Raw genomic sequence first — 14,540 nt, 5'->3', positions numbered from 1 at the left:
GCCCTGATACCTCGTGAAAAGCGAAATGCCTCCCTCCCTCCGATCAGGATTCGTCGAAGGCACAAAAGGAACGTCCGTCTCCACTGGCGTGAACTATCATTCAACTAATCAATAATATAACGAGAGAAAACTATGGCGGGCGACGGCCTGGATATGAAGGTCCTGAAAGCAATTCACGTGCTCAGCACCTGTGGAAGCGTGACCAGGGCAGCAGAAATTTTACAAGTCACCCCGGGCGCGGTGAGCTATCTCATCAACAAAGCCCGTAAAACAACGGGGTCAGCGCTGTTTTTTCGTACCCGCACCGGCATGGAGCCCAACACGCTGGCGAAAGAACTTAGCCAGCGTTATCAGAACATTAACCACGAGCTGAACGCTTCAGACAGTAACAATGCCTATGCCAGCCGAAGCATCGTGGTGAGTACCTATTCATTGGCTGAACTCATCCTGTCACATGCGGCACTCAACAGCGCTTCAACGTTGCCGATGCTGCACTTTCAACCACAACATGAGAGCGAGAATGAACGCCTGATTAAGCTGCGCAACAAGGAGGTTGATATTGATATCGGCACTCGCCTGCCGGTGGACCGATCCATCGTGCAGATTAAATTCATTGTCAGCGACACAGGCGTGCTGCTGAGCAAAGAACACCCGACTATCAAAGACAGCATCACTCTGGAACAATGGCAAAACAGCCGCCATGCCATCTGGGCTCGAGGAATGTACTTCTTCAGCGATGACATCACTAAAACCAATCAGTTTAATGAGCTCTTCCGGGATCAGAGTCTCTCTCTGGTTGCCAGTAGTTCCCTGAGCGTTGCGACGCTTTGCGCTTTGAGTGATTTGGTTATCTTGATGCCAAAAATTGTCGGCAATAAGCTGGAAAAAATACTTCCGGTAAAATGGCTTCCGGCACCAGATGAATTAACAATGCATTACGAATGTTTTCTACATTATCATCACAGTCACGCTGATAATAATAACCTAAGCGAGTTAATTACCTTTTTTCAACAAGCATTCAATTAATTAAAAATAACAATATATGTAACAGTATCTTTTGACCCCATGGCCCAAAACACCTATTTCATGATGAGAAACAACACATTGCAGTTTTATGAAATTTCATTTTAAACAATATCCCGGTTGCTAAGGGTTTACATGCCCAGCGAATGACATTACTGTTTTTGCGGATACTCCCCTCAGCCAGAAATTTAAAAATAAACATTACAACTCTGGCTTCAGGAATTTTACTTACCGCCCAGGATCTGAAATAAATTATGAATATCAGTTTTGTTAGTGATAATTTTTACCTGTGCGCAGGGATCGAATCGCAGGTGTTTGAGTCACACCAAATTGCCTGCAAATCTGACATCGACAGCTATCTCAACGGCTATAATCCCGCTAATTATCTGGTGGTGGGCATTGAGAATCTGTTTCTGCGTGATTACTTTATCAAGAAAGTGAATCAGCTGAACATCAAGTACATGGTGCTGATGCAGGATATCATAAAAGATCACTGCTTTAAGATTGGTGATGTCGTGTTCTCATCGATGGAGTGTACACCGCATTACATTCAGAAAATTGCCCGCTATTTCCCGAAACCACGGCAAAATGTGTTGACTCAGCGTGAACTGGATATCCTTGACGTCTTCCACCTGCAAAATGTCAAAATAGCCCGTGAGCTGGATATCTCACAGAAAACGGCCAGCGGACATCGCGTCAATATTCAACACAAGCTGCGCATGAAGTCGAAGAACACGCTGGCGATGCTGCGTATCAAAACCGCCATCTCACGCAGTAATGGATCTCAGCTCCACGGCCTACTCAGCCACGCCTGATTCCTGCTGAAAATCCTCAGAGAGATAACGTCTCCCTGAGGATTCATTCTGTCTATTTACGCCCCACCCTCGGTCAAAAACAGCCTACATTTCAATCGTAATGATGTGGAACTGAAAATACTGGCATTCCTCTTTTACAGGTATTTAAAAAAAGCTCTGACACTATTTAAAGCATTTAAAAAAACAAAAAAACGACCAAAATACACACAGTTAGCCTTTCAATTTATCGAAAAACCACAATGACTCAAAGGATGAAAGCGATCCGATATTGTGCTCGGGGAACGTTTACGAGTAGATTTCAGTCCATCCAGAAATATCTTAAGTCTGACGAGAATCATTGCTGACCAAAAACCTCGGTACACCCTGAAATGCGTGTCAGTTTTACCAAGAGCTCGATCCGCTGGAAATAAAAGACATGCATACTGAAATTGATCTGAAACTATTAAAAGTCATTAATACGCTGGTCGTCAGTGGTAGCGTCACCAAAACCGCACAGTTACTGAACCTGAGCCCGGGCACCATCAGCTATGCACTTAAGAAAGCGCGGAGCATTACTGGCGCGCACCTTTTCATCCGCACAAAATCAGGGATGAAACCCGATACCACCGCCAGGGAATTAAGCCAGCGCTATCAAAAATTCACCGGAGTGAAGAGTGAAACGGCAGAGACAGACGAAACAGAAAGCGGCAATCGCTTAACGTTTATGACTTATTCGCCGGTCGAGATGATGATCGCTCGTGCAGTCAAAGAAATAGGCCCCAGAGAGAAAATCACCCACTTCTCTTTTCTTCCTTATGATTCCAATGTGAATCACAGGCTGGAAAAGCTGAAGAATGGGCAGGTGGATATTGATATTGGCGCCAAGCTGCCAGCCGATCCGCTTATCAATAAAATTAAGCTCTTCTCTTGCCCCGTGTCTGTTCTGGTGAATCGCAACGCCCCGTTTGAAACGCATCTAACACTCGATCAGTGGCAAAGCCGGAAACATGCGGTATGGTCCGTCCTTGCGGATTATTATTCTGATGACATCGCCGCCTCTCAAGCCGCGATGAAGCATATTGAAGAGCGTAACATCGCGATGATTTCCGCGAGCATCATCAACATGGTGACATTTTGTGCTTCCAGTGACTGCATCATGATGATCCCGGATTATTTTACCCGCACGCTGACCTCTGTCTTTTCAGTTAAACGTCTGGCAATGCCTCGTGAGCTGGCTATCCGCTATGACTGCTACATTCACTTCAATAAACAGCTGACTGAAAACGAAGAACTGATGACTGTCATTAGCGAAATTGTCACGCAGTTAAAATCCGAGATATTACGTCATGAATGACATTAGCATTCGTCAGTTAAAAATTATTAACGCACTGATCAAGTGTCAAAGCGCCGTGAAAGCGGCTCAGGAATTGAAGATATCCCCTTCGGCGATCAGTTACTCACTCAATCAGCTAAAAAAACAAACGGGGCAGGCGTTGTTTGTGCGCACGCGCAGTGGCCTCAAACCGAATGAACATGCGCTGGCGTTACAGAAAAAGTTTGAAGAAATTTCGCAACTGAGTTCGATCAAAAATGAATTTGTTATTGCGACCTATTCATTGATTGAGATGCTGCTGGCGGAACACATCCATTTAGGTAGCGATGCGTTGATGCACTTTACGACCATGGAGACCTGCCCAGAGGAGCGCCTGCGCAAACTGAAACACCGTGAAGTGGATATTGATATTGGCGGGAAGTTGCCAGACGACCGCGCTATCGTCTCCAGACGGTTTGTGCGTTCAGAAACCTGCATCCTGACGGCGGCCGATCACCCGCGCATCCAGCAACATTTCACGCTTGAAAACTGGCTCGAAAACGAGCATCTCAGTTGGCAACGTGGAGTGGGAAGCCTCAGGGGATTGGTGGATAAAGTGGATGTCCACCTGATGACTGAGCGTAAAATTGCCTGGACCAGCCCGAACCTGCTGGCACTGGCCTGGCACTGTTCTGCCTCAGAATACGTGATGATGATGCCAAGGATGTTCATTCCGTTTCTGCAAGCCCGCTTCCCCATTAAGGCTCATACGCCGCCTCCGGCGTTAGAAATGACCTTTGAATGTTATTTGCACTATCACCGGGCTATGGAAGAGAATATAAACGCGCTCAATCTGGACAAAATTTCTACTGCACTGAATGCGCTATGATAATGTGGGCGGGCAATTTTTCAGCCCGTTTTTAACAGACGTGGAACATCAGTACAAAATCCAGATTTAAATAAAAACCGTCGCGACACATTCAGGCTGAAGTGATATGCAACAAGGACTCTTTAGAATTACATATTTGCATATTTGACATTGCTCCCTGTACATAAAATAAGTAGCATCAATGGCTATTATTCACCCTAATTTATTAACACTTCATCATAAATTATCGCTATGTTTTTTCGTCTTCTTGTTCTTATCGGCCTTTTATGGGGTTTTCATTGTGCAGCACAGGCCGATAGCCTGCTGGTGCCTCATCACACCCAAGAATTCGCCCTCAAACCGACGAAAAAAGCCGGTAATCTTAAACGCCGTAAACGCCTGATGAATGAATATAAGAACTGGAAAGGCACTCGTTATCGCCTGGGTGGCAACTCTCATAATGCTATCGACTGTTCAGCGCTGACCAAACGGCTTTATCGGGAAGCTTTTGCGATTGATCTGCCGCGCACGACGACGGCACAGCTCAAAAAAGGGAAAAAAGCGAAGCAGCTGTCACCGCACATTGGCGATCTGGTGTTCTTTAAAACCGGGAGAGCACAAAAACATGTGGGGATTTACATCGGGGATAATCGCTTTATTCACGCATCACGCCGCAAAGGCGTCACCATTTCCGCATTGAGTAACCCCTACTGGAGCAATCATCTGTTAGCCGTTCGCCGTGTGCTGCCTGACACTGTAGTCAGATAAACTCTTCAACAAGCTGGGAAATACCGTAGCCAAATAACCAGCTGCTGCCAATCACCATCCCTTTCGCCGGCATGCTCATGCGCGCTATCACGTGTCTGGCTTTCAGATAGACAGCAAAAGAAATCAGGGCTTTGGCGGCAAAGGTAATCAGAAGAATAGCAAAAAGGCTCATGCGTGCTCTATAGAGTCGTCCGTGTCTGGGCTGCGAATGCTACCTCATGGATGCCCATGATGAAAGAAGGGAATTGTTTCGGAATTTTAAACAATTTGGATTCATTTGAACTCATCAAAAGTAACAATTCCCTTCCTTACGGCCTACGCCTCCACCAAAGCCTGAGCACAAGCCCAGGCGGACGCCCAGGCCCACTGGAAGTTGTAGCCGCCGAGCCATCCCGTTACGTCCATCACTTCGCCGATGAAATACAGGCCAGGTGCTTTACGCGCTTCCATGGTGCGGGAGGAGAGCTCGTTGGTGTCCACGCCGCCGAGCGTAACTTCTGCCGTGCGATAGCCTTCTGTGCCGTTGGGCTGCACTCGCCAGTTTGTCAGCGTTTCAACCAGCTGCTGCTGATCTTTGCTGTTGAGCTGTTTCAGCTGCACATCCGGAATTTGCCCTAAGAGTTGCAGGCACTCCACCAGGCGCTTCGGCAGTTGCATCGCCAGCGTGTTTTTCAGGCTTTGATTTGGGTGTGCTGCACGCTGCTCATTGAGGAACTCGTCCAGGTCACACTCTGGTAGCAGGTTGATGCTGACGAATTCACCCGGCAACCAGTAGCTGGAGATTTGCAGCACTGCCGGGCCAGACAAACCGCGATGAGTAAACAGCAGATTCTCGCGGAACACTGTGCCGTCGTCAGCGGTGATCACCGAAGGCACCGAAACGCCGGACAGCACCTGCAATTGTTCCAGCAACGGTTTATGCAGCGTGAATGGCACCAGGCCCGCGCGAGTAGGCAGAACGTTCAGGCCAAACTGCTCGGCAATTTTATAGCCAAACGGTGAGGCACCTAAACCCGGCATCGATAAACCGCCGCTGGCGATAACCAGCTTTTTCGCTGCCACTGCATCACCATTCAGCTGTAAAACGTAGCCTTCTTCGTCGCGCTCGACGCTGAGAATTTCCGTTCTCAGGCGCGTTGTGACATTGCCTTTCGCGCATTCGGCCACCAGCATATCGACGATTTGCTCCGCGGAGTCGTCGCAGAAAAGCTGCCCGAGGGTCTTCTCATGCCAGGCGATGCCGTACTTACCAACGAGATCGATGAAATCCCATTGGGTGTAACGCGCCAGCGCCGATTTGCAAAAATGCGGGTTCTGGCTCAGGTAAGCGGCGGGCTCAACATACATATTGGTGAAGTTACAGCGCCCACCACCGGACATTAAAATCTTTCGCCCAGGCTTTTTGCCGTTATCCAGCAGCAGCACCCGCGCACCGGCCTGCCCTGCCTGGGCCGCACAAAACATTCCCGCCGCGCCCGCGCCGACAACAATGGCATCAAACCTTTCCACAGACTTTTCCTCTTCTTTGAATGTCTGGAAGTGTAAATTTTACCGGCGGGTACGACCAGTAAGATTTTTTTCATCACTGGTCATGCCGTTGAAACATATAGGATAATTCCTGACGGCATTTTTACCGAAGTGAACAAATATCAATAAAAGTCTATATTTCTCTTTGCCCACGCTGCGTTTGTCCTGGATAATGCGCCGCGTTCATGTCCTCAAAATGGCGTAACGTCCTATGCTACATTTGTTTGCCGGCCTGGATCTCCATACCGGGCTTTTATTATTGCTTGCTCTGGGGTTTGTGTTGTTCTACGAAGCGATTAACGGCTTCCATGACACTGCAAACGCAGTAGCAACCGTCATCTATACCCGCGCGATGCGTTCTCAGCTCGCGGTGGTAATGGCGGCCCTCTTCAACTTCTTTGGCGTGCTGTTAGGCGGTCTGAGCGTAGCCTATGCGATTGTGCATATGCTGCCAACGGATCTTCTGCTGAATATGGGCTCTGCTCATGGTCTCGCCATGGTCTTCTCGATGCTGTTAGCCGCGATTATCTGGAACCTCGGAACCTGGTACTTCGGCCTGCCTGCATCCAGTTCGCATACGCTTATCGGGGCGATCATCGGGATTGGGTTAACCAATGCGCTGATGACCGGCACCTCGGTGGTTGACGCGCTGAACATCCCGAAAGTCATGGGGATTTTCGGCTCGCTGATCATCTCTCCGATTGTCGGTCTGGTTGTCGCGGGGGGGCTAATCTTCATCCTGCGTCGTTACTGGAGCGGCACCAAAAAACGCGCTCGCATTCACCTCACTCCAGCGGAACGTGAAAAGAAAGACGGCAAGAAAAAGCCGCCATTCTGGACCCGTATTGCGCTGATCCTCTCCGCTATCGGCGTGGCGTTCTCTCATGGCGCAAACGACGGGCAGAAAGGCATTGGCCTGGTGATGCTGGTTCTGATTGGTGTGGCACCGGCTGGTTTCGTGGTGAATATGAATGCGTCCGGTTACGACATTACCCGTACCCGCGATGCCGTGAACAACGTCGAAATCTACTTCCAGCAGCATCCTGACCTGCTGAAAAAAGTGACTGGCGTTGATCAGCTGATTCCTTCACCGGAAGCGACCACGACCACGCCTGGCGAGTTCCATTGCCACCCGGCAAATACCCTTAACGCACTGAATCGCGTGAAGGGCATGCTGGCGAACAATGTCGAAAGCTACGACAAGCTGAGCGTTGATCAGCGCGGCCAGCTGCGTCGCATCATGCTGTGCATCTCTGATACCACCGATAAAGTGGCGAAGCTGCCTGACGTGAGCGCCGACGATAAACGTCTGCTGAAGAAACTCAAAACCGACATGCTCAACACCATCGAGTATGCGCCAATCTGGATTATCATGGCCGTCGCACTGGCGCTGGGCATTGGTACGATGATCGGCTGGCGTCGCGTGGCGACCACCATCGGCGAGAAAATCGGTAAGAAAGGCATGACGTATGCGCAAGGCATGTCCGCGCAGATGACCGCTGCGGTTTCTATCGGTCTGGCAAGCTACACCGGGATGCCGGTGTCCACCACTCACGTTCTGTCGTCCTCGGTTGCTGGTACGATGCTCGTTGACGGTGGCGGATTGCAGCGCAGAACCGTGACCAACATTCTGATGGCCTGGGTATTAACCCTGCCAGCAGCAATCCTGCTTTCCGGTGGGTTGTACTGGCTCAGCCTGAAGCTTATCTAAGATTGCGGAAACGCTAAAAACGGGTCAGGAAACTGACCCGTTTTTTTATGCCTCAAGATCGTTAATCAGTGCCAGATAATCAGCGCAATCATGCTGACAATCACCAGCCCGCACAGCGCACTGGTCAACACAAACTGACGACGAACACGCTCACAGCGCCGGATAAACTCATCATCATGATGATCGCGGTAACGCTGCGCGTAGATGTACCACACCAGACGCACCTGCTTGCCAGGCTGACCATGGGAGGTAAAAAAGCCTCCGCCATCCACATACTGATAGAGCAAGGGATCGCAACCACGCAGCACCACCAGCAGCGCGCGCAATGATGAGAAGTAGCGCGCCATATTCACAACACAAACGATACACAAAGCCCAAAACAGTGCGACAGTGCTTACCATACCTCCTCCCCGGCGACCCGCCCACGGAGAACCCCTCCGGGACTACCGCAACCCGAAACTCGACAGACAGTCAGTGAAAGAGTGAGAAACCGATCACAGAACGTCAACCAATCGGCTCTTTTAATAGTGTAGGAGATCAGCGGATTTTTTTGCCACATCCTTAACCGCTATCAATTCTTCAAGAGGAAAGATTTGTTTAACTTATTGGTGATCAAGGCAGATTGACGTAGCCTGAGGGGAGTTTTAAGGTTGAGTTGTCTACACTTAAGGCATAACCACTTAGTCATCACTTAAGGAAGGAGTAACACTATGGCTTACAAACACATTCTTATCGCCGTTGACCTGTCACCAGAGAGCAAAGTCCTGGTCGACAAGGCTGTTTCCATGGCCCGCCCTTACAACGCGAAAGTTTCCCTGATTCATGTCGATGTGAACTACTCCGATCTCTACACCGGCCTGATTGATGTCAACCTCGGGGATATGCAGAAACGCATTTCGGAAGAGACCCATCACGCGCTGTCTGAGCTGTCCACCAACGCCGGTTACCCGATTACCGAAACCCTGAGCGGCAGCGGCGATCTGGGCCAGGTGCTGGTAGACGCCATTAAGAAATACGATATGGACCTGGTGGTTTGCGGTCACCATCAGGACTTCTGGAGCAAGCTAATGTCGTCTGCTCGTCAGCTGATTAACACCGTGCACGTGGACATGCTGATTGTCCCGCTGCGCGATGACGAAGACGAGTAAGTGATTGCCCGGTGGCGCTAGCGCTGACCGGGCCTACAAAGCCCCCTGACACGAAACGTAGGCCGGGTAAGGCGAAGCCGCCACCCGGCTTTTTTATTCCGGCGTGCCAGCATAAATATCAAACCGATGGCCCTTGGTGGTCACCGCATTGGTCGTCGCGACATCTGCCAGCGGCGGCGCATAATCCGGGCGCTTCACCACAACACGCTTGGTTGCCAGCTGTTGTGCAGGCACCAGCAAACCGTCAGCGTCTAAATCCGGCCCCACCAGCGACTGAAACACCCGCATCTCTTTTTTCACCAGCGCACTCTTTTGCTTATGCGGGAACATCGGGTCGAGATAGACCACTTGCGGGCGCGGCGTGATATCGGTCAGCGCCGTCAGGCTGGAGGCGTGGATCAGTTGCAAACGCTCCTGCAACCAGCCGCCAATTTCCGGGTCTGCGTAGCCACGCGCCAGCCCGTCATCCAGCAATGCCGCGACGACAGGATTGCGCTCCAGCATTCGCACGTGACAGCCCACGGAAGCCAGCACAAACGCATCGCGCCCAAGCCCGGCTGTGGCATCGACCACATCCGGCAAATAGCTGCCTTTAATGCCAACGGCTTTTGCCACCGCTTCACCGCGACCGCCACCAAATTTACGGCGATGCGCCATCGCGCCGCCTACGAAATCCACGAAGATCCCGCCGAGCTTTGGCTCATCGCGTTTACGTAATTCAAGATGCTCCGGCGTTAACACCAGCGCCATCAGGTTTTCGGCATCGTGCTCCAGCCCCCAACGGGCAGCAAGAACAGATAAGGCGCCATCGCTGGCGCCTGATTCATCCACTAAACAGATTTTCACGAAACGCTTAGCCCTTAATGCCGTAGTGCTCAAGCATCGCATCCAGCTGCGGTTCGCGGCCACGGAAGCGTTTGAACAGGGTCATCGGCTCTTCGGAACCACCACGGCTCAGAATGTTGTCGAGGAACGACTGCCCGGTTTCGCGGTTGAAAATGCCCTCTTCTTCGAAGCGCGAGAAAGCATCCGCTGCCAGCACGTCGGCCCACAGATAGCTGTAGTAACCCGCCGCATAACCACCAGCAAAGATGTGGCTGAACGCGTGCGGGAAACGGCCCCATGAAGGACCCGGTACCACGGCAACCTGCTTCTTGATTTCGGCCAATGTGTCGAGGATTTTCGCCCCCTGCTGCGGGTTGAACTCGGCATGCAGACGGAAATCGAACAGGCCAAACTCCAGCTGGCGCAGCACAAACATCGCCGCCTGGTAGTTCTTCGCGGCCAGCATTTTGTCCAACAACTCTTTCGGCAATGGCTCGCCGGTTTCGTAATGTCCGGAGATAAACGCCAGCGCGTCCGGCTCCCAGCACCAGTTTTCCATGAACTGGCTCGGCAGTTCGACGGCATCCCATGGCACACCGCTGATCCCGGACACACCGGCCGTTTCGATACGCGTCAGCATGTGATGCAGACCGTGGCCGAACTCATGGAACAGGGTGATCACTTCATCGTGAGTGAACAGCGCAGGTTTGCCATTCACCGGGCGGTTGAAGTTACAGGTGAGGTATGCGACCGGCTTTTGCAGCTCGCCGTTGGCTTTACGCATCTGGCCCACACAGTCGTCCATCCACGCCCCGCCGCGCTTGTGTTCACGCGCATACAAGTCGAGATAGAAGCTGCCGCGCAGTTCGTTTTTCTCGTCGTACAGCTCGAAGAAACGCACTTCCAGGCTCCAGACGTCGATATCGGTGCGCTCTTTGGCGGTGATCCCGTAAATGCGTTTCACCACTTCAAACAGGCCGTTAACGGCTTTATTTTCCGGGAAGTAAGGGCGCAGCTGTTCATCGCTGATGCTGTACAGATGCTGTTTCTGTTTTTCGCTGTAGTAAGCGATATCCCACGGCTGAAGCTCATCCACGCCAAACTCGGCTTTCGCGTAAGCACGCAGTTGCGCCAGCTCTTTCTCACCCTGAGGACGAGCGCGTTTTGCCAGGTCGGTCAGGAAGTCGAGCACCTGCTGCGGGTTTTCCGCCATTTTGGTGGCAAGCGATTTAAACGCGTAGCTTTCAAAGCCCAGCAACTGTGCCAGCTCGTGACGCAGCGCGAGGATCTCCTCCATCACCGGGCTGTTGTCCCATTTGCCCGCGTTTGGCCCCTGGTCAGACGCTCGAGTGGTGTAAGCGCGATACATCTCTTCACGCAGCGCCTGGTTGTCACAATAGGTCATCACGGGCAGGTAGCTTGGGATATCCAGCGTCAGCAGATAACCTTCCTGCTCTTTCGCTTCGGCCTGCGCTTTTGCGGCTGCCAGAGCGCTTTCCGGCATCCCGGCAAGTTCCGCTTCGTCAGTAATTAGCTTGTTCCAGCCCATGGTGGCATCAAGCACATTGTTGCTGTACTGGTTGCCCAGCTCAGAAAGACGCGCGGCGATTTCGCCGTAACGCTTCTGCTGCTCTTTTGGCAGACCAATACCGGATAATTCAAAGTCACGCAGCGCGTTATCTACCGCTTTTTTCTGCGCGGTGTTCAGACCCGCGTAATTGTCGCCCTCGCGCAAATCGCGATACGCCTGATACAGGCCTTCGTGCTGACCGACCCAGGTGCTGTATTCAGACAGCAACGGCAGCGTTTGCTCGTAGGCTTCGCGCAGTTCCGGGCTGTTTTTCACGGAATTCAGGTGGCTCACCGGGGAGAAAATACGGCCCAGCACATCATCCACTTCCGCAAGCTGCTGGCAGAGATTTTCCCAGCTATAAGGCGCGCCCTGCGCCACAACGCTTTCCACCGCCGCACGGCAATCATCCAGCGCTTTGGTGACGGCAGGCACGACGTGCTCTGGCTGGATTTTTGAGAAAGGCGGTAATTCGAAAGGCGTCAATAATGGATTGGTCATAAGCGCGGTCCTTTGAAAAAAGTGAATGTCACAGCGCACGTCCGGCGCTTTACCGATAAGAGTGAGAATGGGGTTAAGTGTAGAGGATTTCAATAGCGGAGGCGGTAAGACGCACAGCCTTGCCTGAATGAGCAGGCTTTTAATTTTAGCTCCCTCTCCCCGTGGGAGAGGGATGGGGTGAGGGCATCAGACCGCACCTGATCTCATTTCTTCCCCGCCACGTAAGCCGCAACAGGATCAACCCGCTGCCAGAACTGCTGCTCAGGCGTGCTGCCAGAAAGCGGGTAGCCCGCAGGCAAAGCCGTTTTCTGCAAAAGCTCCCGCCGCTTCGCCGCAGAAACATGAGGCAAGGCACTTTCAAGCAACACTTCTGCGCCCGGCGGAACCTTTATCCCGCTTTTCGCTACGTCCTGCTTCGGCAAATCCCAGGTCAGGGTGTAGCGATAAAAATCACGCATATCCGGATCGTGCCATGGATCGTCTTTCGCATCGGATCGAGCACAATCTGCCAGCGGCACACCACACTCTTTTTCCAATGCGGATCGAAGCTGATCCCTTGCCTCGTTAAACAAGCGGCGATAGTTGGGATCGTTCAGATAGTGCGTCAGATTGCTCAGGGCGACCATTCGCGAGCCCATGATATCCAAAGGATAATGCACACCGAGCACGACGCGAGAGTAGCCGTAGCGCGCACCGCGAACCATCAGCGCCTCATAGCGTTCGGGCAACATTTGCGCCAGCAACGTCGCATCCGTTACGCCGGTACTGGTATGTCCGCTGGGAAAAGAGCCGCCATCTGCGCTATAGGGATGCAAATCTTTGACGACCGTGTTATCCGGCACCAGATAAATACCGCTGCCCTGCACCAGGAAAGGCCGCTCGTAGCGAAAATATTTTTTGGCCGCCCCGGTACTGACTTCACTGGCTTTAATGAGTGCTGCCGCTTTACTGAGTTCGCCCTTGCCGTAAGCCGTCATAAACGCCCTGCCCAACCGCGGCCCCAGTGCATCGCTCAGGAACCATAAATAGCTAATCCCTTCAGCGTCCATCAGCGCCTGTCGCCGTAAGCTTTCGGTGGCATCCTGATTGATGATAATCACCGTTTGCAGGCTGGCCTTCAGCGTGACCTCCGGCAAGTCACTGAAGCCGGAAAGCAGTTGAATCCCCTGTTTTTGCAAAGCGGCAGTCTGGAAGTCATAGCCACTGGCTTTGAGCCAGGCAGTATCAGCCTGAGTGGACGACTGCGTGGCTTTCTCCAGATTGTCACGCGTCAGCGCCGGAGCGGTGCCCTGCAATGACTTACGCAGCGCCGCCAGCACCTCTTTTTCCAGGCTCACATACGCAGGCAGTTCAGATGCTTGCGAAACCCTGTCGGCCACTTCCGCCGAGCCGGGAATCGACATCTCTTTCGCCATACCGGGCGAGCTCATCAACAACACGGAAACCAAAAAGGCCAGACGATGATTCATGTTGAGTCCTGTCTTAACTAGCCATTACGCACGATGCCCCTCATAGTGTTGGTCGATTCTGTCATCCTTGCCAGCCCATCGTGAGGCTTCAGCGGTAATCTGCGGCAATCTGCGGTAAACTGTCGGCATCGTTTATTACTTCGGAACACCCGTATCCATGCTCAGTTATCGCCACAGCTTTCACGCCGGCAACCATGCCGACGTCCTCAAACACACCGTTCAGAGCCTGATCATCGAATCACTGAAAGAGAAAGAGAAACCGTTTCTTTATCTCGATACCCATGCGGGCGCCGGGCGTTATCAGCTGAGCGGCGAGCATGCAGAACGTACCGGTGAATATCTGGAAGGTATCGCGCGTATCTGGCAGCAGGATGATTTACCTGCCGAGCTGGAACCTTACATCAGCGTGGTGCAGCACTTTAACCGCAGCGGTCAGTTGCGCTACTACCCAGGCTCCCCGCTGATTGCTCGCCAGTTGCTGCGCGAACAAGACAGCCTGGAACTGACCGAACTGCACCCAAGCGATTTCCCGCTGCTGCGTTCAGAGTTCCAGAAAGACGAGCGTGCCCGCGTGGCGAAAGGCGATGGTTATCAGCAGTTGAAAGCGAAACTGCCACCCCAGTCTCGCCGCGGTCTGATCCTGATTGACCCACCTTACGAAATTAAAACCGACTATCAGGCGGTGGTTTCCGGGATCAGCGAAGGCTACAAGCGTTTCGCCACCGGCACCTACGCGCTGTGGTATCCGGTCGTCCTGCGTGCGCAGATCAAACGCATGATTAAAGAGTTAGAAGCCACAAGCATTCGCCGCATTCTGCAAATTGAACTGGCCGTCCGCCCGGACAGCGACCAGCGCGGCATGACAGCCTCCGGCATGATCGTCATTAACCCACCGTGGAAGCTCGAACAGCAGATGAACAACGTGCTGCCGTGGCTGCACAAAACGCTGGTCCCGAGCGGCACCGGCCACGCCACCGTCAGTTGGATCGTGCCAGAGTAATCGCAATCATCGGTGGAACCTATG

The 14,540-nt window shown here is 52.2% G+C and carries 14 protein-coding genes; 8 read left to right on the top strand and 6 right to left on the bottom strand.

Annotated features, from left to right (window positions below; genetic code table 11):
• The first annotated feature begins 132 nt into the window (after positions 1-132).
• From ACI2I2_RS03770 to ACI2I2_RS03750, 5 genes are all read left to right on the top strand, one after another.
• Complete coding sequence (locus tag ACI2I2_RS03770) at positions 133-1,026, top strand: LysR family transcriptional regulator (protein ID WP_404656688.1); 894 nt, start codon at positions 133-135, stop codon at positions 1,024-1,026.
• Positions 1,027-1,277: 251 nt separating this feature from the next.
• Positions 1,278-1,838, top strand: a complete 561-nt coding sequence (locus tag ACI2I2_RS03765) for a LuxR C-terminal-related transcriptional regulator (protein ID WP_404656687.1) — start codon at positions 1,278-1,280, stop codon at positions 1,836-1,838.
• A 415-nt stretch (positions 1,839-2,253) separates the two neighbouring features.
• On the top strand, positions 2,254-3,171 hold the full coding sequence (locus ACI2I2_RS03760) for a LysR family transcriptional regulator (RefSeq protein ID WP_404656686.1): 918 nt from the start codon (positions 2,254-2,256) through the stop codon (positions 3,169-3,171).
• A complete protein-coding gene (locus ACI2I2_RS03755; protein ID WP_404656685.1) occupies positions 3,164-4,018 on the top strand; it encodes a LysR family transcriptional regulator in 855 nt (284 codons plus the stop codon). The genes ACI2I2_RS03760 and ACI2I2_RS03755 overlap by 8 nt, the downstream gene beginning before the upstream one ends.
• Positions 4,019-4,249: 231 nt before the next feature.
• Entirely contained in the window at positions 4,250-4,765 is a 516-nt protein-coding gene (locus ACI2I2_RS03750; protein ID WP_404656684.1) for an NlpC/P60 family protein, read from the top strand.
• On the opposite strand, the gene ACI2I2_RS03745 is transcribed toward ACI2I2_RS03750, so the two are convergent.
• Positions 4,758-4,937 carry a hypothetical protein gene (locus ACI2I2_RS03745; protein WP_404656683.1) on the bottom strand — a complete coding sequence of 60 codons (180 nt, stop codon included), beginning with the start codon at positions 4,935-4,937 and terminating at the stop codon, positions 4,758-4,760. The genes ACI2I2_RS03750 and ACI2I2_RS03745 overlap by 8 nt on opposite strands.
• 143 nt (positions 4,938-5,080) lie before the next feature.
• The gene (locus ACI2I2_RS03740; RefSeq protein WP_404656682.1) at positions 5,081-6,274 is read right to left on the bottom strand and encodes an NAD(P)/FAD-dependent oxidoreductase; all 1,194 of its coding nucleotides are present in this window, start codon (positions 6,272-6,274) and stop codon (positions 5,081-5,083) included.
• Between the two features lie 229 nt (positions 6,275-6,503).
• Here ACI2I2_RS03740 and pitA point away from each other — a divergent pair, with 229 nt between their 5' ends.
• Entirely contained in the window at positions 6,504-8,003 is a 1,500-nt protein-coding gene (pitA, locus tag ACI2I2_RS03735) for an inorganic phosphate transporter PitA (RefSeq protein WP_404656681.1), read from the top strand.
• A 65-nt stretch (positions 8,004-8,068) separates the two neighbouring features.
• Here pitA and uspB read toward each other — a convergent pair whose 3' ends face one another.
• Positions 8,069-8,404, bottom strand: a complete 336-nt coding sequence (gene uspB / locus ACI2I2_RS03730) for a universal stress protein UspB (RefSeq protein ID WP_330984106.1) — start codon at positions 8,402-8,404, stop codon at positions 8,069-8,071.
• 309 nt (positions 8,405-8,713) lie between these two features.
• On the opposite strand from uspB, the gene uspA reads away from it, so the two are divergent.
• Positions 8,714-9,151, top strand: a complete 438-nt coding sequence (uspA, locus tag ACI2I2_RS03725) for a universal stress protein UspA (RefSeq protein WP_253381264.1) — start codon at positions 8,714-8,716, stop codon at positions 9,149-9,151.
• Between the two features lie 93 nt (positions 9,152-9,244).
• Here uspA and rsmJ read toward each other — a convergent pair whose 3' ends face one another.
• From rsmJ to ACI2I2_RS03710, 3 genes are all read right to left on the bottom strand, one after another.
• Positions 9,245-9,997: a 16S rRNA (guanine(1516)-N(2))-methyltransferase RsmJ gene (gene rsmJ, locus ACI2I2_RS03720; protein WP_404656680.1), complete on the bottom strand. Its 753-nt coding sequence runs from the start codon at positions 9,995-9,997 to the stop codon at positions 9,245-9,247.
• 7 nt (positions 9,998-10,004) lie between these two features.
• Positions 10,005-12,047 (bottom strand): oligopeptidase A, encoded by a 2,043-nt coding sequence (gene prlC, locus ACI2I2_RS03715; protein WP_404656679.1) that lies wholly within the window; start codon positions 12,045-12,047, stop codon positions 10,005-10,007.
• 203 nt (positions 12,048-12,250) lie between these two features.
• Entirely contained in the window at positions 12,251-13,516 is a 1,266-nt protein-coding gene (locus tag ACI2I2_RS03710) for a phosphatase PAP2 family protein (protein WP_404656678.1), read from the bottom strand.
• A 157-nt stretch (positions 13,517-13,673) separates the two neighbouring features.
• Here ACI2I2_RS03710 and ACI2I2_RS03705 point away from each other — a divergent pair, with 157 nt between their 5' ends.
• On the top strand, positions 13,674-14,516 hold the full coding sequence (locus ACI2I2_RS03705; RefSeq protein WP_404656677.1) for a 23S rRNA (adenine(2030)-N(6))-methyltransferase RlmJ: 843 nt from the start codon (positions 13,674-13,676) through the stop codon (positions 14,514-14,516).
• Positions 14,517-14,540 lie beyond the last annotated feature (24 nt).

The sequence above is a fragment of the Scandinavium sp. NPDC088450 genome (assembly GCF_044900545.1).
GTDB lineage: Bacteria > Pseudomonadota > Gammaproteobacteria > Enterobacterales > Enterobacteriaceae > Scandinavium.
Note: the sequence above shows the minus strand (reverse complement) of the source record. Positions and strands in the feature narration are given on the sequence as shown.